This is a genomic window from Sphingopyxis terrae subsp. terrae NBRC 15098 (assembly GCF_001598815.1).
In the GTDB taxonomy this organism is placed as follows: domain Bacteria; phylum Pseudomonadota; class Alphaproteobacteria; order Sphingomonadales; family Sphingomonadaceae; genus Sphingopyxis; species Sphingopyxis terrae.
In genome coordinates this window covers 95,745-115,659 of the sequence record NZ_BCZQ01000004.1, presented here as the reverse complement: position 1 = coordinate 115,659, position 19,915 = coordinate 95,745, and the positions used below count along the sequence as shown (strand labels likewise).

At 64.6% G+C, this 19,915-nt stretch carries 20 protein-coding genes; 14 read left to right on the top strand and 6 right to left on the bottom strand.

All coding sequences use genetic code 11. The features are described 5' to 3' along the window. Positions 1-90: 90 nt before the first annotated feature. The 4 genes from STE01S_RS03295 to STE01S_RS03280 all read left to right on the top strand — a co-directional run bounded on the left by STE01S_RS03295 (position 91) and on the right by STE01S_RS03280 (position 4,250). Positions 91-1,380 (top strand): MFS transporter, encoded by a 1,290-nt coding sequence (locus STE01S_RS03295; RefSeq protein ID WP_062764842.1) that lies wholly within the window; start codon positions 91-93, stop codon positions 1,378-1,380. A gap of 132 nt (positions 1,381-1,512) precedes the next feature. Beyond that, entirely contained in the window at positions 1,513-2,172 is a 660-nt protein-coding gene (locus STE01S_RS03290; RefSeq protein WP_003051425.1) for an RBBP9/YdeN family alpha/beta hydrolase, read from the top strand. Between the two features lie 5 nt (positions 2,173-2,177). Next, positions 2,178-3,098 carry a cysteine synthase A gene (gene cysK / locus STE01S_RS03285; RefSeq protein ID WP_003051422.1) on the top strand — a complete coding sequence of 307 codons (921 nt, stop codon included), beginning with the start codon at positions 2,178-2,180 and terminating at the stop codon, positions 3,096-3,098. 18 nt (positions 3,099-3,116) lie between these two features. Continuing rightward, the gene (locus tag STE01S_RS03280; protein ID WP_062764839.1) at positions 3,117-4,250 is read left to right on the top strand and encodes a cell wall hydrolase; all 1,134 of its coding nucleotides are present in this window, start codon (positions 3,117-3,119) and stop codon (positions 4,248-4,250) included. Positions 4,251-4,329: 79 nt separating this feature from the next. Here the strand turns inward: STE01S_RS03280 and STE01S_RS03275 are convergent, their stop codons facing one another. The 5 genes from STE01S_RS03275 to cysD all read right to left on the bottom strand — a co-directional run bounded on the left by STE01S_RS03275 (position 4,330) and on the right by cysD (position 9,502). After that, on the bottom strand, positions 4,330-5,466 hold the full coding sequence (locus tag STE01S_RS03275; RefSeq protein ID WP_062764837.1) for a zinc-binding dehydrogenase: 1,137 nt from the start codon (positions 5,464-5,466) through the stop codon (positions 4,330-4,332). Between the two features lie 80 nt (positions 5,467-5,546). After that, complete coding sequence (locus STE01S_RS03270; RefSeq protein WP_062764834.1) at positions 5,547-6,290, bottom strand: 3'(2'),5'-bisphosphate nucleotidase CysQ; 744 nt, start codon at positions 6,288-6,290, stop codon at positions 5,547-5,549. Then, positions 6,287-6,574 carry a DUF2061 domain-containing protein gene (locus STE01S_RS03265; protein WP_062764831.1) on the bottom strand — a complete coding sequence of 96 codons (288 nt, stop codon included), beginning with the start codon at positions 6,572-6,574 and terminating at the stop codon, positions 6,287-6,289. The genes STE01S_RS03270 and STE01S_RS03265 overlap by 4 nt, the downstream gene beginning before the upstream one ends. A gap of 3 nt (positions 6,575-6,577) precedes the next feature. Then, positions 6,578-8,479 carry a sulfate adenylyltransferase subunit CysN gene (cysN, locus tag STE01S_RS03260; RefSeq protein ID WP_062764828.1) on the bottom strand — a complete coding sequence of 634 codons (1,902 nt, stop codon included), beginning with the start codon at positions 8,477-8,479 and terminating at the stop codon, positions 6,578-6,580. A 117-nt stretch (positions 8,480-8,596) separates the two neighbouring features. Beyond that, positions 8,597-9,502 (bottom strand): sulfate adenylyltransferase subunit CysD, encoded by a 906-nt coding sequence (cysD, locus tag STE01S_RS03255; RefSeq protein ID WP_003051397.1) that lies wholly within the window; start codon positions 9,500-9,502, stop codon positions 8,597-8,599. Positions 9,503-9,638: 136 nt separating this feature from the next. Here cysD and STE01S_RS03250 point away from each other — a divergent pair, with 136 nt between their 5' ends. The 4 genes from STE01S_RS03250 to STE01S_RS03235 are packed head-to-tail and all read left to right on the top strand — an operon-like array spanning position 9,639 to position 11,846. Then, entirely contained in the window at positions 9,639-10,808 is a 1,170-nt protein-coding gene (locus tag STE01S_RS03250; RefSeq protein WP_062764825.1) for an isovaleryl-CoA dehydrogenase, read from the top strand. Further along, positions 10,805-11,152 carry a hypothetical protein gene (locus tag STE01S_RS03245; protein ID WP_003051392.1) on the top strand — a complete coding sequence of 116 codons (348 nt, stop codon included), beginning with the start codon at positions 10,805-10,807 and terminating at the stop codon, positions 11,150-11,152. Before STE01S_RS03250 ends, STE01S_RS03245 begins: the two co-directional genes overlap by 4 nt. Beyond that, positions 11,149-11,568, top strand: a complete 420-nt coding sequence (locus tag STE01S_RS03240) for a VOC family protein (RefSeq protein WP_062764822.1) — start codon at positions 11,149-11,151, stop codon at positions 11,566-11,568. The genes STE01S_RS03245 and STE01S_RS03240 overlap by 4 nt, the downstream gene beginning before the upstream one ends. Continuing rightward, the gene (locus tag STE01S_RS03235) at positions 11,565-11,846 is read left to right on the top strand and encodes a hypothetical protein (protein WP_062764819.1); all 282 of its coding nucleotides are present in this window, start codon (positions 11,565-11,567) and stop codon (positions 11,844-11,846) included. Before STE01S_RS03240 ends, STE01S_RS03235 begins: the two co-directional genes overlap by 4 nt. Positions 11,847-11,954: 108 nt before the next feature. Here the strand turns inward: STE01S_RS03235 and STE01S_RS03230 are convergent, their stop codons facing one another. Then, positions 11,955-14,039, bottom strand: coding sequence for a M13 family metallopeptidase (locus STE01S_RS03230; protein WP_062764816.1), 2,085 nt, complete (start codon positions 14,037-14,039; stop codon positions 11,955-11,957). A gap of 145 nt (positions 14,040-14,184) precedes the next feature. Between STE01S_RS03230 and STE01S_RS03225 the strand changes: the two genes are divergently transcribed. From STE01S_RS03225 to STE01S_RS03200, 6 genes are all read left to right on the top strand, one after another. Further along, positions 14,185-15,783, top strand: coding sequence for a carboxyl transferase domain-containing protein (locus STE01S_RS03225; RefSeq protein ID WP_062764813.1), 1,599 nt, complete (start codon positions 14,185-14,187; stop codon positions 15,781-15,783). 79 nt (positions 15,784-15,862) lie between these two features. Further along, the gene (locus tag STE01S_RS03220) at positions 15,863-16,309 is read left to right on the top strand and encodes an endonuclease domain-containing protein (RefSeq protein ID WP_062764810.1); all 447 of its coding nucleotides are present in this window, start codon (positions 15,863-15,865) and stop codon (positions 16,307-16,309) included. After that, positions 16,306-18,144: an acetyl/propionyl/methylcrotonyl-CoA carboxylase subunit alpha gene (locus STE01S_RS03215; RefSeq protein ID WP_062764808.1), complete on the top strand. Its 1,839-nt coding sequence runs from the start codon at positions 16,306-16,308 to the stop codon at positions 18,142-18,144. The genes STE01S_RS03220 and STE01S_RS03215 overlap by 4 nt, the downstream gene beginning before the upstream one ends. Further along, complete coding sequence (locus STE01S_RS03210; protein WP_062764806.1) at positions 18,141-18,599, top strand: GNAT family N-acetyltransferase; 459 nt, start codon at positions 18,141-18,143, stop codon at positions 18,597-18,599. Before STE01S_RS03215 ends, STE01S_RS03210 begins: the two co-directional genes overlap by 4 nt. Positions 18,600-18,601: 2 nt before the next feature. After that, the gene (locus STE01S_RS03205) at positions 18,602-19,054 is read left to right on the top strand and encodes a MaoC family dehydratase (RefSeq protein ID WP_058811688.1); all 453 of its coding nucleotides are present in this window, start codon (positions 18,602-18,604) and stop codon (positions 19,052-19,054) included. Continuing rightward, positions 19,054-19,905 (top strand): HpcH/HpaI aldolase/citrate lyase family protein, encoded by an 852-nt coding sequence (locus STE01S_RS03200; RefSeq protein ID WP_062764803.1) that lies wholly within the window; start codon positions 19,054-19,056, stop codon positions 19,903-19,905. The genes STE01S_RS03205 and STE01S_RS03200 overlap by 1 nt, the downstream gene beginning before the upstream one ends. Positions 19,906-19,915: the final 10 nt, after the last annotated feature.

Genomic DNA, 19,915 nt, shown 5'->3' with positions numbered 1-19,915 from the left:
CCGCGTCCAACGGGCTGCACCCGATAATCGACGAACGGCGGCGACAAAGCATGCTGGACAGGCGCCAAAAGACGGTTAGGGCAAATCGCAATGGCCTCCTCCTCCTCCATCGACGGCCCGTCGAAGCCCCCCTCCCCGCTCAGCTTCGCCGATTATCGCTATTACTGGTTCGCGCGCTTCACCGCGGTCATGGCGACGATCGCGATGGTCGTCGTCATCGGCTATCAGCTCTATGATACGGCGCGCTCCAGCTATGGCATGTCGATCAAGGAAGCGTCGTTCCAGCTCGGCTTGCTCGGCCTCGTCCAGTTCATTCCGCTTGCCGTGCTGACCCCCGTCGCAGGTTGGGCCGCCGACCGGTTCGAGCGGCGGCGCGTCGCGATCTTTTCCAACATGATCGACCTGACGATCGCCGCGTCGCTCGGCTGGTTCACCTGGACCGACGGGCTGACGCTTCCGCTGCTTTTCACCCTCGCGGCGCTGCACGGCGTCGCCCGCGTCTTTTCGGGACCGGCGATGAGCGCGATCGCGCCCAATATCGTGCCGCCAACGGTGCTGCCGCGCGCGATCGCGATGAGCAGCATCGCCTGGCAATCGGCGTCGGTCGTCGGACCGGCGGCGGGCGGCCTGATCTATGCCGTCCATCCGACATCGGTGTATATCTTCGCAGCCGCCTTGCTCGTCCTTTCGGCCTTCACGGTCAGCAGGGTCCGCCCGGTGCTACCGCCGCCTGCCGAAGTGCGCCGGCACCCGCTGCGCGAGATGGTCGATGGGCTGCAGTTCGTCTGGACCGAGCGCTTTCTGCTGGGCACCATAACGCTCGACCTGTTCGCGGTGATCCTGTCGGGCGCGACCGCGATGCTGCCCGTCTATGCCCGCGACATATTGCACACGGGGTCCGAAGGGCTTGGTTTTCTGCGCGCGGCCCCCGCGGTCGGCGCCGCGATCATCGCATTGGGCCTCGCGTGGCGGCCCATCGAGCGCAACGTCGGCGTCAAGATGCTGTGGGCTGTCGCGGCATTCGGCGCCGGGACGGTCGCTTTCGGCCTGTCGACCAACTTCCTGCTGTCGCTCGCGCTGCTCGTGGTCATGGGCGCCGCGGACATGTTCTCGGTCTTCGTGCGCGGGACGCTGATTCAGCTCAACACGCCCGACCATATGCGCGGCCGCGTCAGCGCGGCGTCGGGGCTCGCCATCTCCGCGTCGAACGAATTGGGCGAAATGCGCGCCGGCGCGATGGCGGCGGTGCTTGGCCCGGTGAGCGCGGTGGTCGTAGGCGGCGTCGCGGCGATCGGTGTTACTGCGCTGTGGGCCAGAATATTCCCCGAACTGAGGCACGCCCGGACTTTCGAGGCGCGGTTCGACCCGGCGAATGATTGAGCGCTGTTGATGGCGTTTCGGCGCAAAATCGCCCCGCTTTGTCCAGCACCTATTGTCAATGTATTTAATTGAGTTAAAACGGACGCACCCGTCACCGCGGCTTCCCTTCCCTCTCTCGATGGAACGACCGCCATGCACAGCTCGACAATCCGCCACAAAATTCTGACCATCCCGGGCCTCGACAACAGCGGGCCGGGTCACTGGCAAAGCCTGTGGGAACAGAAATTCCCCGATTGCGAACGCATCGACCTTGGCAATTGGAACGCGCCGACCAAGGGCGAATGGGTCCGCCGCATCGCCGACACGATCGCGACCGAGGACGCGCCCGTGCTTGTCGCGGCGCATAGCCTGGGATGCCATGCCTTCGCCCACTGGTTCGCCGGCGCCAGCGCTTTCGCGCGGACGCGGATTGTCGGCGCGCTGCTCGTTGCGCCGCCCGACCTCGCTTTGCTGCGCCGTAGCAATCGCATCACCGGATTCGACGATACCCCGGCCTTTTCGGCTCGAACTCCGATGATCGTGGTTGCAAGCGACAATGATCCCTACGCCAAGTCCGCGCATGTCTGGCGCCTGTCGCGCAAGTGGGACGCGCGCTTCGTCAATGCCGGCCCCTTCGGGCATATCAACGCCGACTCGGCGATCGGCGACTGGCCTTATGGACAGTATCTGCTGGCGTCGTTACAACCCGCTCCGACGCCCGCCCTGGCCGACGAAAGGCTGTGGGTCCGCGCCGGAGACTGGCCGAACCGGGTGCGCCGCGATCCGCGCTTCGACTTCAAGGAAAGTGCATAAAGACGATGAAAGCCAATTCGATCCTCGAAACCATCGGCAACACGCCGCACATTCGCGTCGCGAAGCTGTTTCCCGATGCCGAAGTCTGGGTGAAGTCCGAACGCGCCAATCCGGGCGGGTCGATCAAGGACCGTATCGGGCTGGCGATGATCGAAGCGGCCGAGCGCGACGGCAGCCTGAAGCCGGGCGGCGTGATCGTCGAGCCGACGTCGGGCAACACCGGCATCGGCCTGGCGATGGCGGCCGCGGTCAAAGGGTACAAGCTGATCCTTGTCATGCCCGAAAGCATGTCGCTCGAACGCCGGCGCCTGATGCTCGCCTATGGCGCGACCTTCGACCTGACGCCGCGCGAAAAGGGCATGAAGGGCGCCATCGAGCGGGCGATCGAACTGGTCGAGACCACCCCCGGTGCCTGGATGCCGCAGCAGTTTGAGAACGAGGCGAACATCGACGTCCATGTCCGGACCACCGGCCCCGAAATCCTGAACGATTTCAAGGACACGCCGATCGACGCGCTGATTACCGGCGTCGGCACCGGCGGACACATTACCGGCGTTGCGCAATTCTTGAAACAGCATTGGCCCAATCTGAAGGTCTATGCCGTCGAACCCGTTGCTTCGCCGGTCATCTCGGGCGGCCAGCCTGCTCCGCATCCGATCCAGGGCATCGGTGCCGGCTTCATCCCGCGTAACCTGCATACCGATCTGCTCGACGGCGTGATCCAGGTCGATGCCGCCGATGCGAAGGAGATGGCGCGGCGCTCGGCGACCGAGGAAGGGATGCTCGTCGGCATCTCGTCGGGCGCGACGCTGGCGGCGATCAAGCAGAAGCTCGCCGAGCTTCCGGCGGGCAGCCGCGTCCTGGGCTTCAACTATGACACCGGCGAGCGCTATCTGTCGGTGCCCGACTTCCTGCCGGAGATCTGAGCAGCAGCCATGCTCCCAATGGAGCATCCGGATACGACGGAGAACCCGCGCGAATGGCGCGACTGGCTGTTCGCGCTTTTGAGCTTTGCGGCGATTGCGGCGGTGCTGCATTTCAGCGGACAGACGAGCCGCCCGCTGCCGGTGATGCCGCACCCCGTTGCGCCGCCCGCCAACGTCGTGCCCGACGTCCAGCCGATGGAGTTCGCCCCGGTTACCGAGCAGGACGCGCGTGCCGAAAATGCGCGCATAGCCTTTGTGACCAAGGGCTTCGTTGCAGCGCGCCCATTCGTCTATCCCGGCGCGGGCGAGGCACGCGACCGCGCCCGCGACTGCATGGCAGCGGCGATGCTTTACGAGGCCGGCGACGATAGCAAGGGACAGCTTGCGGTCGGTCAGGTTGTCATCAACCGCGTCCGCCATCCCGCCTTCCCCAAGACGATCTGCGGCGTCGTATTCCAGGGAGCGGAACGCACCACCGGCTGTCAGTTCACCTTCACCTGCGACGGCGCGCTCAATCGCCGCTATTCGGATGCCGCATGGACGCGCGCGCGCAGCAATGCCGATCGCATGCTCGCCGGACTGATCGATCCGAAAGTCGGGCTGGCGACGCATTATCACACCGACTGGGTGCGCCCCTATTGGAGCGACAGTCTGGAAAAGATCGCGAGCGAAGGCACGCACCTCTTCTTTCGCTGGCCCGGCTTCTGGGGAACGCCCGGCGCTTTCCGCGGCGCGGTGTCGGCGAACGACGCGCCGATAGCGAAGATGGCGGGCCTGTCACCCGCCCATGCGCTTGCCCTCGCGCCGCCAAGCGATCTTGCCGAAGCCGCCGCCAGCGTTGGCCCGGTCAAGTTGGTAACGGGCGCCGGAGACGCGGTCGGGCGCGATACCATCTATGTCCAGCTCGACCGCCGCGCGACACCCGAAAGTTTCGTCACGCTCGCGCTGCGTCTTTGCGGCGAACGCCCCTATTGCAAGTTCATGGGCTGGACCAACCCGGTCATGAAGCCCGACAGCGATGCGATGAACGATATGCAGCGGGCGGCGATGAGCTTTTCCTATCTGCGCGACGAAAAATCGGGCTTTGAAAAGGCACTGTGGAACTGCAGCGAATATGCGCGCGACGATACGCGGCAGTGCATGAAGCGCTGAGCGAAGCGATCCAGCCTGCTTCAATCAACCCCGGATCACTTCGCTCGCAGTGCTGCAGCCCGTTTGAAGGCTCCAGCGCTCAACCATGCGGGCGGATCAGATATTTCTCGCCCGTGCGCTTCGCATTATAGGCGTGCGCGACGTCGAGGTTGAGCGCGTCGGCCAGCGAAATCTGGTGGCTGTAATGGCTCTTGAAGGTCGTCGTCAGCTCGTCGACGACACGCTGACGCATCCGCATAGCCGTCTCCATCCCCGCCTTTTGCAGGAAGGGCGTGAGCAGGAAGCCCGAGAGCGACCAGCTGAACCCGAAGCTGCGGTTGAGCAGCGTCGGGCCGAGGTCGAGCGCGCCGTAGATATAGACCTGTTTGAAGGTGTCCGAGCCATAGCGGCTGTAGCTGGTCATGCGCTTGACCGCCGCCGCTTCCATCGCCGCGAGAATCTGTCCCGCAAGCTTGCCGCCGCCGATCGCATCGAAGCCGATCGTGGCGCCGGTTTCGGTGATCGCGGCGACGAGTTGGTCGACGAAATCATCGTCGCTGCTATTCACGATATGCGTCGCACCGATGCCCTTCAGCAATTCGACCTGCGCCGCGCTGCGCACAATATTGACCAGCGGGATATTGTCCTTGGCGCAGATCTTGACGAGCATCTGGCCGAGGTTCGACGCCGCGGCGGTGTGAACGATCGCGCTATGCCCCTCCATCCGCATCGTTTCGGTGAAAGCGAGGCTGGTGAGCGGATTGACGAAGCAGGAGGCCCCATCGACCGGATCGGTGCCATCGGGCAACGGCATCGTCATCTGAACGGGAAGGCAGCGATATTCGGCATACATCTCGCCGCCAAGCAGCGCGACGGTCTTGCCCATCAGCGCCTGCGCCTCGGGCGAGGCCCCCGCCTTGACGACGACGCCGCACCCTTCGTTGCCGATCGGGAGCGCATCGCCGATCCGGCTCGCCATCGCGCGCATGCCGGGCGGCGGAATATCGGCCGTAATCATCGGCAAGCCATCGCGGGTGCCGGCGCGCGCGCTGCTCATGTCGGCCCCACCGAACAGCAGGCCAAGGTCGGACGGGTTGATCGGGGTGGTGAGAACCTTCACCAGTACCTCGTGCGGCTTGGGCTCGGGCATTGGGCGGCGTTCGAAATAGACTTCGAGCTCGCCCTCCGGCTTGGCGAGCGTCAGCATCGTCAGATTGGTTTCGGGCAAATCGGTCATCGCACGTCTCCCTTGGCGTAATTTGGTTTCTCGATGCAACGGGTTAGGGCGAAGGGCCGCCGCTGGCAATGCCGCCCGGTTCAGCCGGGCGAATATTCCGACGCGAGGCGCAGCACCTCGTCTGCCAGTTCGCGGCGGCAGATGAGCAGGTCAGGCAGATAGGTATCGGCATTGTTGTAGCGCAGCGGCGAGCCATCGACGCGGCTGACGTGCAGCCCCGCAGCCTGCGCAACCGCAACGGGCGCGCAATTGTCCCATTCATATTGGCCGCCGGTGTGCAGATAGATGTCGGCCTCGCCGCGCACCACGGCCATGGCCTTCGCTCCGGCCGAGCCCATCGCAAGCAGTTCCGCGCCCATCCGTTTGGCGACCTGAACCGCCTCGGCAGCGGGGCGGGTGCGGCTGACAAGCATCCGCAGCGGCTCGTTGGCAGGCGCCAATGCGGTCGGCGCGCCCGAGGTCAGCGTCAGCCCGAGCCCTGGCAACGCGACCGCGCCGACGCTGGCGACGCCATCGATCGCGAGCGCGACATGCACCGCCCAGTCGGACCGGCCCTCGCCATATTCGCGCGTGCCGTCGAGCGGATCGACGATCCACACGCGGTGACTGGCAAGTCGCGCCGGATTGTCCTTTTCCTCTTCCGACAAGATCGCATCGTCGGGACGCGCAGCGCGAAGTTCGCGGCAGAGCATCGCGTTGGCGGCCTCGTCACCCGCCTGCCCCAGCACCTTGCCCGCAAGATCGCCCGCCGCGCGCAGGTCGAGCAGGATACGGCCGGCGGCGTCGGCGAGCCGCGCCGCCAATTGTTCGTCATTCTCGGTCATGGCTGCGTGCCAGAGCCGTCGCCGCCGCGTTCGTCAAGCCTTTCGGCTCCCGGCTCGCGCGGCGTCTTGTCCATGCCCCAGGTCACGCGGCTCCACGCGCGTTCGTGCACATAATAGAGCAGCATCTTGGTCAGCACTTCGGTGCTCGCGATTGCGCCGGCGGCCTTCACATTGGCGGTGAAGATGTAGCTGAGGATGAAGGTGTCGATGCTGCCCAGAGCGCGCCAGCTGACCGCCTTGGCGAAAGATCGGCTGTGCGCCTCGCGGCCCCGGAACAGCAGCACCGGCTAGCCCAGCAACCGTTCGACGATGAGGTCAGCGGCCTCCTCTGCCGTCATCGCAGTCGTGTCGATGCGAATCTCCGGCGCCTCGGGCGCCTCATAAGGGCTGTCGATACCGGTAAAATTCTTGAGCTGACCCGCCCGTGCCTTCTTGTAGAGGCCCTTGACGTCGCGCCGTTCCGCCTCGGCCAGCGGGGTGTCGATGAATATTTCGAGAAACTCGCCCTCGGGTAGCATCGCGCGCACCATTTCGCGCTCGGCGCGGAAGGGCGAGATGAAGGCGGTGATGACGATCAGCCCGGCGTCGGTCATCAGCTTGGCAACCTCGCCGACGCGGCGGATATTCTCGATCCGGTCGGCTTCGGTGAAGCCCAGATCCTTGTTGAGCCCGTGGCGGACGTTGTCGCCGTCGAGCAGGAAGCTGTGCCGGTTCATCCGGTGCAGCTTCTTCTCGACAAGGTTCGCGATCGTCGATTTGCCCGAGCCCGACAGGCCGGTAAACCACAGCAGCGCCGGGCGCTGGTTCTTGAGGTTCGCGCGCATGTCGCGATCGATGTCGCCGGCCTGCCAATGGACATTCTGTGCCCGGCGCAAGCTGAAGTGCAGCATCCCGGCGGCCACCGTCGCGTTGGTCAGCTTGTCGATCAGGATGAAGCCGCCGAGCGTCTTGTTGTCGGCATAGGCTTCGAAGGTTATGGGCTTGTCGGTCGACACCTCGACGACCCCGATCCCGTTCAAGTCGAGCGTCTTTGCCGCCAGCCGGTCGAGCGTGTTGACGTTGATCTCGTACTTCGGGGCCTGCACGGTCGCCGAAACGCTCTGCGTCGCGAGCTTCAGCCAATAGGCGCGGCCGGGTATCATCGCCTCGTCGGCCATCCAGACGAGCGTCGCTTCGAACTGGTCGGCGGTTTCGGGGGGCGCATCGGCAGCTGCGATGACATCGCCGCGCGAACAATCGACTTCGTCCGCCAGCGTCAGCGTCACCGACTGGCCCGCGACTGCTTCATTCAGATCGCCATCAAGCGTAACGATCCGGTCGATCGTCGTCGTCTTCCCGCTCGGCAGGATACGGACGGCGTCGCCCGGCTTGACCTTGCCGCTTGCAAGCTGGCCCGAAAAGCCCCGAAAATCGAGGTTCGGGCGGTTGACCCATTGAACGGGCATCCGGAGGGGCTTCGCCTCGTCGGCGGTGTCGCCGATCTCGACCGTTTCGAGATGCTCGATCAGCGCCGGGCCCTTGAACCAGGGCGTGTTCGCCGACAACGCCGTGATATTGTCGCCCTTGAAGCCCGAGATGGGAATGGCGGTGAAATTGGTGATACCGATCTCGCTCGCAAAGGCGCGATAGGCAAGCGTGATGCGATCGAAGACCGCCTTGTCATAGCCGACAAGGTCCATCTTGTTCACCGCGAGCACGATATGCCGGATGCCGAGCAGATGCGCGAGAAAGCTGTGGCGGCGCGTCTGCGTCAGCACGCCCTTGCGCGCATCGACGAGGATCACGGCAAGGTCGGCGGTCGACGCGCCGGTGACCATGTTGCGCGTATATTGCTCATGTCCAGGGGTGTCGGCGACGATGAACTTTCGCTTTTCGGTCGTGAAAAAGCGATAAGCAACGTCGATCGTGATTCCCTGCTCGCGCTCGGCGGCAAGACCGTCGACGAGCAGCGCGAAATCGATCTCGCCGCCTTGCGTGCCGACGCGCTTGCTGTCCGCCTCAAGCGCGGCGAGTTGATCCTCGAAGATCATCTTGCTGTCGTAGAGCAGCCGCCCGATCAGCGTCGATTTGCCATCATCGACGCTGCCGCAGGTGATGAAGCGCAGCAGCGACTTCCGCTCGTGACTCGCGAGATAGGCGTCGATGTCTTCGGCGATCAGGGCGTCAGTGACGTAGATGGGGTCGGTCATATTCTTACTTCGTCATTCCCGCGAAAGCGGGAATCCCGCTTCGTCCGTTGATACAGAAAGAGGCCCCCGCCTTCGCGGGGGTTGACCCTTCGTCAATCTGAAGATTGACGCGGCGGGTCAAAAATACCCCTCCTGCTTTTTCTTCTCCATCGACGCATCGCCGCCATCCTTGTCGATGATGCGTCCCTGCCGTTCGCTGGTCGTCGTCAACAGCATTTCCTGGATGACTTGGCTGAGCGTCGTCGCCTCGCTTTCGACCGCCCCGGTGAGCGGATAGCAGCCGAGGGTGCGGAAACGCACCGAGCGCATCACCGGCTCTTCACCGTCGCGTAGCGGGAAGCGGTCGTCATCGACCATCAGCAGCAGCCCGTCGCGGGTCACCGTTGGCCGCGGCGCGGCGAAATAGAGCGGCACGATCGGGATATTCTCGCGCGCGATATATTGCCAGATGTCGAGTTCAGTCCAGTTGGAGATCGGAAAGACCCGGATGCTTTCCCCCTTCGCCTTGCGCGCATTGTAGAGATTCCACAGCTCGGGGCGCTGCTGCTTGGGATCCCAGCCGTGACTCGCCGTGCGGAAGGAAAAGATGCGCTCCTTCGCGCGGCTCTTTTCCTCGTCGCGCCGCGCACCGCCGAAGGCGACGTCGAATCCGTGAAGGTCGAGCGCCTGCTTGAGCCCTTCCGTCTTCCACATGTCGGTGTGCAGCGGGCCGTGGTCGAAAGGATTGATCCCCCGCGCCTTCGCCTCGGGGTTCTGATGGACGATCAGGTCCATGCCCGATTCCGCGGCCATGCGATCGCGCAGTTCGTACATCGCGCGGAACTTCCACGTCGTATCGACGTGGAGCAGCGGAAAGGGCGGCGGCGAGGGATAGAAAGCCTTGCGCGCGAGATGCAGCATCACCGCGCTGTCCTTGCCGACCGAATAGAGCATCACGGGGTTGACGGCGTCGGCCATCACTTCGCGCATGATGTGGATGCTCTCGGCCTCGAGACGGTCCAGATGGGTAAGCGTGTCGATCATGCCCCGCCCTTGCCGACCCCCATGGCGGCAAGCAAGCTGTATGGCCTTTTCGCCTTGCAAGCCAGACTTGTCCGCTGCGCTTCAAACGGCGTCCGCTTCCTGCTAGTCGCATCCGAAACCAGAAACAGAGGACGATATGCGCGCTACCCCCGATTTCGATTTTGCCCTTGGTGAAACTGCCGAGATGATCCGCGACACCACCGCCCGCTTCGCCGACGAGCAGATTGCGCCGCTGGCCGACAAGGCCGACCGCGAGGACTGGTTCCCGCGCGACGAGCTCTGGACGCAGATGGGGGCGCTGGGCCTGCACGGCATCACGGTCGAAGAAGAATGGGGCGGCCTCGGCCTCGGCTATCTCGAACATGTTCTGGCGGTCGAGGAAGTCAGTCGCGCGAGCGGCGCGATCGGCCTGTCCTATGGCGCCCATTCGAATCTGTGCGTCAACCAGATCCGCCGCTGGGGCAATACGGAGCAGAAGGCGAAATATCTGCCGAAGCTGATCTCGGGCGAGCATGTCGGTAGCCTTGCAATGTCGGAAGCCGGCGCCGGGAGCGACGTCGTCTCGATGAAACTGAAGGCCGAGCCGGTTCAGGGCGGCTATGTCCTCAACGGGACCAAATTCTGGATCACCAACGCCACCTGTGCGGACACGCTGGTCGTCTATGCCAAGACGACGCCCGAAGCGGGGTCACGCGGCATCACCGCCTTCCTGATCGAAAAGGATATGCCGGGCTTCAGCATCGGCCAGAAGATCGACAAGGTCGGCATGCGCGGATCCCCGACCGCCGAACTCGTCTTCACCGACTGCGAGGTCAGCGAGGACCAGGTGATGGGGCCGGTCAACGGCGGCGTCGGCGTGCTGATGTCGGGCCTCGACTATGAGCGCGTTGTGCTCGCCGGGCTCCAGCTCGGCATCATGCAGGGCTGCCTCGACACGGTCATCCCCTATCTTCGCGAGCGCAAGCAGTTCGGCAAGCCGATCGGCTCGTTCCAGCTTATGCAGGCCAAGGTCGCCGATATGTATGTCGCGCTCCAGTCGGCGCGCTCCTATGTCTATAATGTCGCCAAGGCATGCGACGCCGGGCTGACGACGCGGTTCGACGCCGCGGGCGCCATCCTGCTGGCCAGCGAAAGCGCGGTGAGGGTCGCGGGCGAAGCGATCCAGGCGCTTGGCGGCGCGGGCTACACCAAGGACTGGCCGGTGGAGCGCTATTGGCGCGACGCCAAACTGCTCGACATCGGGGCGGGCACCAACGAAATCCGCCGCATGCTGATCGGCCGCGAACTGATTGGCGCAGGCGCGTGATCTGGCTGGGGCTGTCGGCCACCTTCATGGTGGCGACCGCCCTGGTGCACGGCTTGCTGGGCGAAAGGCGACTTGTCAGGCCGTTGATGTCGCTCGACAGCGGAATCATGGGGATCGACTTGGCGCGCCGGGTGTTTCGTCTGGCATGGCATGCGCTCTCGCTTTTGATGCTGGTGTCCGCCGCGTCGGTCCTGTGGCCCGGAACGCCGCGCGGTCTGATCCTGCTGATCGGGGCCGCGTGGACGGCGACCGGTCTGTTCGATGCCGTATATACGCGCGGCCGACACATCGGCTGGCCGTTTTTGACTGCATCCGGACTGCTCGCGATTGCCGGGGCCTTATGAGCGCGCGCGGCCTTGTCCATCATATCGACCTGACAGTTCGCGACGCGGCGCGGTCGCGGATTTTCTATGACGCGGTGCTGGGCTTTCTCGGCTACCGGCGCGCCGCCGATTATGATCATGGCAGCGATTGGGACCGCGACGGCGAACCGTTCCATTCGATCGGGATCGTCGAAGCGCATGGCCCCGGTGCGCTACGGAGCCACGACCGCTTTTCGCCCGGACTGCATCATCTTGCCTGGACTGCCGAAAGCCGCGCCGACGTCGATGCGCTGCATGATTTGCTGCGCAGCATAGGCGCGACGATCCTCGATGCTCCCGCCGATTATCCGCGCTACGGACCGACCTATTATGCGCTCTTCTTTGCCGACCCTGACGGGTTGAAGCTCGAGTTCGTGTTCGGGGCGACCGGCGGATGAGCGATACGCTGCTCGACGCGCTGCAATATTATGGCGCCGGGGCCGGAACGCTCGCGGCGCTGATCGTGTCGCTCAATCTCGGGCGACGCCCGACCGGCTGGGCCTTCGTCATTTTCGTGACCAGCAGCATCGCGCTCGTCGCGTGGGGCTTTCTGCAAAGCGACAGCGAAGGCATCGGCTGGCAGAATATCGCGCTGCTGTGCATCAACTGCGTCGGCGTTTACCGGTACCTGATCCTCAAGGAAAAGCCGGAGGCGCCGCCGGCATCAGAAAAATAGCGTCTTCGCGAGCGCAGCGAAGCAATCTCCAGCGTCCCGACTCAAGCCCGGACAGATGACTGGAGATTGCTTCGTCGCTCCGCTCCTCGCAACGACGAGAAGTGGACATCACCCCCAGACGCGGACGCGCTGATCGGGGGCGAGATACAGCTTGTCGGTCGGCTGAACGTTGAACGCCTTGTACCACGCGTCGAGGTTGCGGACGGTGAGTGCGCGGTAGTTGCCCGGCGCATGGCCGTCGGTCGCGATCCGCGCGCGCAGTGCCTCGTCACGCATCTTGGTGGCCCAGGTCTGCGCATAGGCGATGAAGAAACGCTGATCGCCCGTGAAGCCGTCGATCACCGGCGCTTCCTTGCCGTTCAGCGAAGCGCGATAGGCGTCATAAGCCGCCTGCAGGCCCGCGACGTCGGCAATATTCTCTCCCAGCGTCAGCTTGCCGTTGACCGCAAGATCGGGGAACGGCTTGTAGCTGTCATATTGCGCGGCCAGCGCCGCCCCCGCCGCCTCGAACTTCTTGAGATCCTCGGCCGTCCACCAGTTGCGCAGCGCGCCGGTCGAATCGAAGGAGGCGCCATTATTGTCGAAGCTGTGGCTGATTTCGTGGCCGATGACGGCGCCGATCGCGCCGTAATTATAGGCGGGATCGGCCTTGGCGTCGAAGAAGGGCGGCTGCAGGATCGCGGCGGGGAAATTCAGCGCATTCTGCACCGGCAGATTGACGGCGTTGACCGTCTGCGGGGTCATCCACCATTCGCCCTTGTCGAAGGGCTTGCCGATCTTGGCGAGCTGGTGCGCATATTCGGCCTTCTCGCCGGCGACTTCGTTCGCATAGGCGTCGTCGGCGCTGATCGTGTAGCTGCCATAGTCGCGCCAGTTTTCGGGATAGCCGACGCCGACGACGATGGTTTCGACCTTCTTGATCGCTTCCTTCTTCGTTTCGGGCGCCATCCAGTCGATCGTATTGACGCGCTTCGCAAAGGCGGCCTTGATCCCCTTCACCATGTCACCGACTTCGGCCTTGGCCGACGCCGGGAAATATTTCTCGGCATAGACGCGGCCGACAGCATCGCCGAGATAGGTGTTGAGCGCGTCGAGCGCGCGCTTGTCGCGGCTGCGCTGCTGCGGCGTGCCAGAGAGGGTGGTGCCGTAAAAGGCGAAATGCGCGTCGTCGAGCGCGCTTGGCAGCACATCGGTATGGCTGTTGATCTGATGGAAGACGAGCCAGTCCTTCCACGCCTCGAGCGGCTGCGATGCGACGAGCGCCGACAGGCCCGTGATCGCCCGCGCATGATAGGCGCCAAACTTCGCCGCCTTGTCGAGCCCGGCGGCGGCAAAATAGGCGTCCCAGTCGATCCCGGGTGCCTTTTTGGCAAAGTCGGCCTTGGTCCAGACATCGGCCGATTTGGTGAAATCCTCACTCTCCTCGCGCGTCGCATGGGCGCGGGCGATCTTGGTTTCCAGATCGAAGATGCGCTGCGCCTTCGCATCGGCATCGGCGATCCCCGCCTGAGTCAGCAGCTTGGCGATATAGGCTTTGTAGGCGTCACGGATGCCCACCATCTTCGGGTCGGCCGACAGATAATATTCGCGCTCGGGAAGGCCGAGCCCGCCCTGCAGCATATAGGGAATAACCTCGCCCGGCGTCGCCAGTCCCTGCGAAACGAAGATGCCGAAGAGATTCTCGGTGTTGAAGTCGGTGGCGTTGAGCGGATCGACGTCGGCGCGCGTCTGTTCGCCCAGGATGGTCGACAGCGCCGCCTTGTCGGCGATGGTGTCGAAGCGCGCCAGATCGGCCTCGACCGGTTTCATCCCGGCGGCGTCGATCGCCTTGGTGTTCATATAGGCGTTGTAGAAGGCAGCAATGCGGCCGTCGTCAGTGCCCGCATCGCCGCCGCTCTTGACGATCGCATCGACGAGTTCGCGTGTCCGCTTCTCTGTTTCAAGGAAGGCGGTGTAGAAGGCGCCGATCGACGAGCGGTCGGCGGGGATCTGGGTCACCTTTTGCCAATTGCCATTCGCATAGGCGTAAAAATCGTCGCCCGGCTTGACGCTGGTGTCCATCGCTTCCTTGCTGATGCCAAGGTCGGTGCCGAGCGTGTAAGCAGCCTTGTCGCCGTTGGCGCTGGTGCAGGCGATCGGCCCGGCGACGATCGTCGCGGTGGACAGGAGGATGGCGAGGACGGTCTTTTTCATGGCGTTGCCTTGCTTTCTGGGGGGTGTCGGACGGCGATACGCCTGTGACAATCCCGTTTCAATACCAACCATTTTCGGCCTGCGGTGCTTTCCAATCGACGAGCGACCGGCTAGGGCGCAGTCAGTTTCAGGGAGAGAGTGAACCGTGAGCGCCCCCGTCCTTTCGACGCAATATAATCCCGACGATCCGCAGACCCAGGCCCGCGCCGCGCACAATCGCGGCCTGCGCGACGCGCTCTATGCCCGCGTTGCTGAAGCGGCGCTGGGCGGCAACGAAAAGTCGCGCGAGCGGCATACCAGCCGCGGCAAGCTGCTGCCGCGCGAGCGCGTCGAGCGGCTGCTCGATCCGGGTTCGCCCTTCCTCGAGATCGGCCAGCTCGCGGCGGGCGACATGTATGAGGGCGAGGTTCCGGGCGCCGGGATGATCGCCGGCATCGGCCGTGTGTCGGGCAAGCAGACGATGATCGTGTGCAACGACGCCACGGTGAAGGGCGGCACCTACTATCCGATGACGGTGAAGAAACATCTTCGCGCGCAGGAGATTGCCGAGGCGAACCGCCTGCCCTGCATCTACCTTGTCGACAGCGGCGGCGCGAACCTGCCGCATCAGGATCAGGTCTTTCCCGACCGCGACCATTTCGGGCGCATCTTCTTCAACCAGGCGAATATGTCGGCGAAACGCATCCCGCAGATCGCCTGCGTGATGGGCAGCTGCACCGCGGGCGGTGCTTATGTTCCCGCGATGTCCGACGAGACGGTGATCGTGCGCAACCAGGGTACGATCTTCCTCGCCGGCCCGCCGCTGGTGAAGGCCGCGACGGGCGAAGAGATCAGCGCCGAGGATCTGGGCGGCGGCGACCTGCACGCGAAGAAGTCGGGCGTGGTCGATCATCTGGCCGAGAATGACGAACATGCGCTGACCATCGTGCGCGATATCGTGTCGACCTTCGGGGCCGACGATGGCTTCGACGTCGCGATGAAAGACCCGCGTCCGCCCAAATATGATGCCGAAGAGCTCTACGGCATCATCCCCGAGGATGTGCGCGCGCCCTATGATGTGCACGAGGTCGTCGCGCGCATCGTCGACGGCAGCGAGTTCCACGAGTTCAAGGCGAACTATGGCACCACGCTCGTCTGCGGCTTCGCGCATATCTGGGGCATCCCGGTCGCGATCCTCGCCAACAATGGCGTGCTGTTTAGCGAGAGCGCGGTCAAGGGCGCGCATTTCATCGAGCTGGCGCAGCAGCGGCGCATTCCCCTACTCTTCCTCCAGAATATCAGCGGCTTCATGGTCGGCGGCAAATATGAGGCCGAAGGGATCGCCAAGCATGGCGCAAAGCTGGTGACGGCCGTCGCGACCGCGACGGTGCCGAAGATCACCGTGCTGATCGGCGGCAGCTTCGGTGCGGGCAATTACGGCATGTGCGGGCGGGCCTATAGCCCGCGCTTCCTGTTTAGCTGGCCCAACAGTCGGATCAGCGTGATGGGCGGCGAACAGGCGGCGTCGGTGCTCGCGACGGTCCACCGCGACGCCGACAAATGGACGCCCGAGGAGGCCGAAGCCTTCAAGGCACCGATCCGCCAGAAATATGAGGATGAGGGCAATCCCTATCACGCGACGGCGAGGCTGTGGGACGATGGCATCATCGATCCGGCGCAGACGCGCGATGTGCTCGGGCTGGCCTTCTCCGCAACGCTGAATGCCCCGGTCGAAGACCGCGGCTTCGGCGTGTTCAGGATGTGATGATGGGCCGACGGATCATAGTGATCCTCCCCGACACGGGGAGGGGGACCATCCGCAGGATGGTGGAGGGGCACTCCCGGTGATCACTGGCCCCCGAGACACGCTGAAACGTGCCCGCAAACTGCGCAGCGAGATGAGCCTTCCCGAACGGATGCTCTGGCGGGTTTTGCGGGAACGACCCGGTGGCTTCAAGTTTCGGCGCCAGCATCCAGCGGGTATTTATATTCTGGACTTCTATTGTCCGGCGGTGCGCCTGGCGATCGAGGTTGATGGGCGGGCCCATGACGGCGAGAAGGCGGCGCGGAGTGACGCCGCCCGATCGGATTTCCTGAAGTCGCAGCATGTCGCTACGCTGCGCGTGCCGGCAACGGTGATCATGACGAGTCTGGAGAGCGCGATGGCGCGGATAGTAGACGTTTGCAAGGAACGGGCGATGAAGATCAAAGAACGGCAAGGCAAATCGCCTGTGCCCCTCCACCATCCTGCGGATGGTCCCCCTCCCCGTTCCGGGGAGGACCGGCTTTGATCTCCTCCCTCCTCATCGCCAATCGCGGCGAAATCGCCTGCCGTATCATCCGCACCGCGCGCGAGATGGGCATTCGCACCGTTGCGGTCTATTCGGACGCCGACGCGAAAGCGCTGCATGTGCGCGAGGCCGATGAGGCGGTGCATATCGGGCCTTCGCCGGCGCGCGAATCCTATCTGGTCGGCGAGAAGATTATCGCCGCCGCCAAGGCGACCGACGCCGAGGCGATCCATCCGGGTTACGGCTTCCTCTCGGAGAACGCCGAGTTCGCACAGGCGGTCGCCGATGCCGGACTCGTCTGGGTAGGGCCGAAGCCTTCGTCGATTACCGCGATGGGCCTGAAAGACGCCGCCAAGAAGCTGATGGCCGAGGCGGGCGTGCCCGTGACGCCGGGCTATATGGGCGAAAATCAGGATCCGACCTTCCTCGCCGAACAGGCTGCGCAGATCGGCTATCCCGTCCTGATCAAGGCCGTCGCCGGCGGCGGCGGCAAGGGGATGCGCAAGGTCGATACCGCGGCGGACTTCGCCGATGCGCTCGCCTCGTGCCAGCGCGAGGCGGCGGCGTCGTTCGGCAATGATCATGTGCTGATCGAGAAATATATCCTCACCCCGCGCCATATCGAGGTGCAGGTGTTCGGCGACACGCACGGCAATGTCGTCCATCTGTTCGAGCGCGACTGCTCGCTCCAGCGCCGCCACCAGAAGGTGATCGAGGAAGCCCCGGCCCCGGGCATGGACGAAGCGACGCGCGCCGAGCTGTGCGCCGCCGCAGTGCGCGCCGCAAAGGCCGTCGACTACGTCGGTGCAGGGACGATCGAATTCATCGCCGACGCCAGCGAGGGCCTCCGCGCCGACCGCATCTGGTTCATGGAAATGAACACACGCCTGCAGGTCGAACATCCGGTGACCGAGGAGATCACCGGCGTCGATCTGGTCGAATGGCAGCTGCGCGTGGCGTCGGGCGAGCCGATCCCGCTGACGCAGGGCGAACTGGCGATCAACGGCTGGGCGATGGAAGCGCGCCTCTATGCCGAAGATCCGGCCAAGGGCTTCCTGCCCTCTATCGGCACGCTCGAACTGTTCCAGCTTCCCGAACATCTCGGCCGCATCGACACCGGCGTCTACGAAGGCGCGGAGGTGTCGCCCTTCTATGACCCGATGATCGCGAAGGTGATCGCCTATGGCGACGACCGCGATGAAGCCCGCGAAATGCTAGCCGAAATGCTGGAGGACAGCGCGATCTGGCCGGTAAAGACCAATTCGGCCTTTCTGATTGCCGCGCTCAGCCATCCCGATTTCGTTGCGGGCACGGTCGATACCGGGCTGATCGGCCGCGACGGCGACAGCATGACCGCCGAGCCGATGCCGTCGGAGCAGGCACTGACAAACGCCGCTATGGCGATGGTTCCCCGCTCGCTGCAGTCAGGCTTCCGTCTCAACGCGCCGGACGTGCGCACCGCGCCCTTCCTGCTCGACGGCAAGCGCGTCGACGTGACGCTGCACGGCCCCGGCGCGGAGGAGCCCGCCCCCGCGATGCTCGTGGCCGAAAGCGGCGCGGTGTGGCAGCTTACGCCCTGGCGGGCCGCGGGCGGCGCCGGCGGCGCAGCGGGCGACGGGGCGATCCTGTCGCCGATGCCCGGCAAGATCATAGCGGTCGACGTCGCCGCGGGCGACAAGGTGACCAAGGGTCAGAAGCTGCTGACGCTCGAGGCGATGAAGATGGAGCATAGCCTGACCGCGCCCTTCGACGGCATCGTTGCGGAACTCAACGCTGCGGCCGGGGCGCAGGTGCAGGTCGAGGCTCTGCTCGCGAAGATCGAGGCCGCCGAGTGAGCGGCCTGATCCTTCGAGACGCGACGGCAGCGGATCTTCCCGCCATCCTCGCCATGCTCGCGGAGGACACGATCCCGCCGGCGCGTGAGGTCGATCCCTCGGACCCACGTTACCTTGCCGCGTTCGAGGCGATCGACGCCGACCCGAACCAACGGCTGATTGCAGCGGAACTCGATGGCCGCGTAATCGGGACGATGCAACTCAGCTTCCTGCCGGGGCTTTCTTTTGTTGGAAGCTGGCGCGGGCTGATCGAGGCGGTGCGGATCGCCGCCGACCTGCGCGGCCAAAGGCTGGGCGAGCAGATGATCCTTTGGGCGGTGGAACAGTGCCGCGCGCGCGATTGCAAACTCGTCCAGCTCACATCATCGGCGACACGGACGGCCGCGCACCGCTTCTACGCCCGGCTCGGCTTCGTGCAGAGTCATGTCGGCATGAAATTGCATTTGAGGGACTGACGATGGCAGGCAAGTTTTTCGACGAATGGCAGATCGGCGATGCGATCGTGCACGAGATCCGCCGCACCGTGACCGAGACGGACAATCTGCTGTTCACGACGATGACGCACAATCCGCAGCCGCTGCATCTCGACATCGAAGCGGCAAAAGCATCGGAATTCGGACAGATCCTCGTCAACGGCACTTTCACCTTCAGCCTGATGGTCGGGCTGTCGGTTGGCGACACGACGCTCGGCACCCTCGTCGCGAACCTCGGCTATGACAGGCTGGTGATGCCCAAGCCGGTCTTCATCGGCGACACGCTGCGCGCGACGAGCGAGGTGATCGGCCTCAAGGAATCGAAATCGCGGCCGAATGCGGGCATCGTGACCTTCCTTCATCGCTGCATCAACCAGCGCGACGAAATCGTCTGCCAGTGCGAACGGTCAGCGCTGATCAACAGGAAGGACGTGTGATGCGCCTCCGCTCACTCCTCTTCGTTCCCGGCGACCGCCCCGAACGCTTCGCGAAGGCCGCGGCGTCGGGCGCCGACGCGATCATCCTCGACCTCGAAGATTCGGTGTCCCCTGCAAACAAAGAGGCCGCGCGCGAAGCGGTCGCCGCCTATCTCGCCGGAACGCGCGAAGTCTTTACGCTGGTCCGTGTCAATCCGCTCGACGGGCATATGACCGCCGCCGACGTTGCTGCCATTGTCGGCGGGCGCCCCGATGCGATCATGCTGCCCAAGGCCGAAGGCGCGCCGAGCATCGCCCAGCTCGATACGATCCTTCGCAGCGAGGGGGCCGCCGATGCGTCGTTGCCGCCGGTGCTGCCGATCGCGACCGAAACCCCGGCGGCGATCTTTACGCTGGGCAGCTATCGCGAGGCGAAGGCCCGGCTGGTCGGCCTCACCTGGGGCGCCGAGGATCTGCCCGCCGCCATCGGCGCGGCGACGAGCCGCGAGGCCAACGGGCGCTACACCGAACCCTATCAGGTCGCCCGCGCGCTGACCTTGTTCGCCGCACATGGTGCGGGCGTCGCGGCGATCGATACGGTGTTTCCCGCGATCAAGGACGAGGCGGGCCTTGCCGCCTATGCTGCGCGCGCGCGGCGCGATGGCTTTACCGGCATGATGGCAATCCACCCGTCACAGGTCGCGCCGATCAATGCCGCCTTCACGCCGTCGGCCGACGAGGTTCAGCGTGCGCAGGCGATCGTCGATGCCTTCGCCGCCAATCCGGGCTCGGGGGTGCTTCAGGTGGACGGCAAAATGGTTGATGCCCCGCACCTCAAACAGGCGCGGCATATCCTGTCGCTGGCGGACTGACGCCGCGCTA

Coding starts and splice junctions, on each gene's coding strand:
- STE01S_RS03270 (WP_062764834.1), bottom strand. CDS start 6,290: ATGACCGAGAATGACGAACAATTGGCGGCGCGGCTCGCCGACGCCGCC.
- cysK (WP_003051422.1), top strand. CDS start 2,178: ATGAAAGCCAATTCGATCCTCGAAACCATCGGCAACACGCCGCACATT.
- STE01S_RS03290 (WP_003051425.1), top strand. CDS start 1,513: ATGCACAGCTCGACAATCCGCCACAAAATTCTGACCATCCCGGGCCTC.
- STE01S_RS03230 (WP_062764816.1), bottom strand. CDS start 14,039: ATGAAAAAGACCGTCCTCGCCATCCTCCTGTCCACCGCGACGATCGTC.
- cysD (WP_003051397.1), bottom strand. CDS start 9,502: ATGATCGACACGCTTACCCATCTGGACCGTCTCGAGGCCGAGAGCATC.
- cysN (WP_062764828.1), bottom strand. CDS start 8,479: ATGACCGACCCCATCTACGTCACTGACGCCCTGATCGCCGAAGACATC.
- STE01S_RS03295 (WP_062764842.1), top strand. CDS start 91: ATGGCCTCCTCCTCCTCCATCGACGGCCCGTCGAAGCCCCCCTCCCCG.
- STE01S_RS03235 (WP_062764819.1), top strand. CDS start 11,565: ATGAGCGATACGCTGCTCGACGCGCTGCAATATTATGGCGCCGGGGCC.
- STE01S_RS03250 (WP_062764825.1), top strand. CDS start 9,639: ATGCGCGCTACCCCCGATTTCGATTTTGCCCTTGGTGAAACTGCCGAG.
- STE01S_RS03200 (WP_062764803.1), top strand. CDS start 19,054: ATGCGCCTCCGCTCACTCCTCTTCGTTCCCGGCGACCGCCCCGAACGC.
- STE01S_RS03280 (WP_062764839.1), top strand. CDS start 3,117: ATGGAGCATCCGGATACGACGGAGAACCCGCGCGAATGGCGCGACTGG.
- STE01S_RS03205 (WP_058811688.1), top strand. CDS start 18,602: ATGGCAGGCAAGTTTTTCGACGAATGGCAGATCGGCGATGCGATCGTG.
- STE01S_RS03275 (WP_062764837.1), bottom strand. CDS start 5,466: ATGACCGATTTGCCCGAAACCAATCTGACGATGCTGACGCTCGCCAAG.
- STE01S_RS03240 (WP_062764822.1), top strand. CDS start 11,149: ATGAGCGCGCGCGGCCTTGTCCATCATATCGACCTGACAGTTCGCGAC.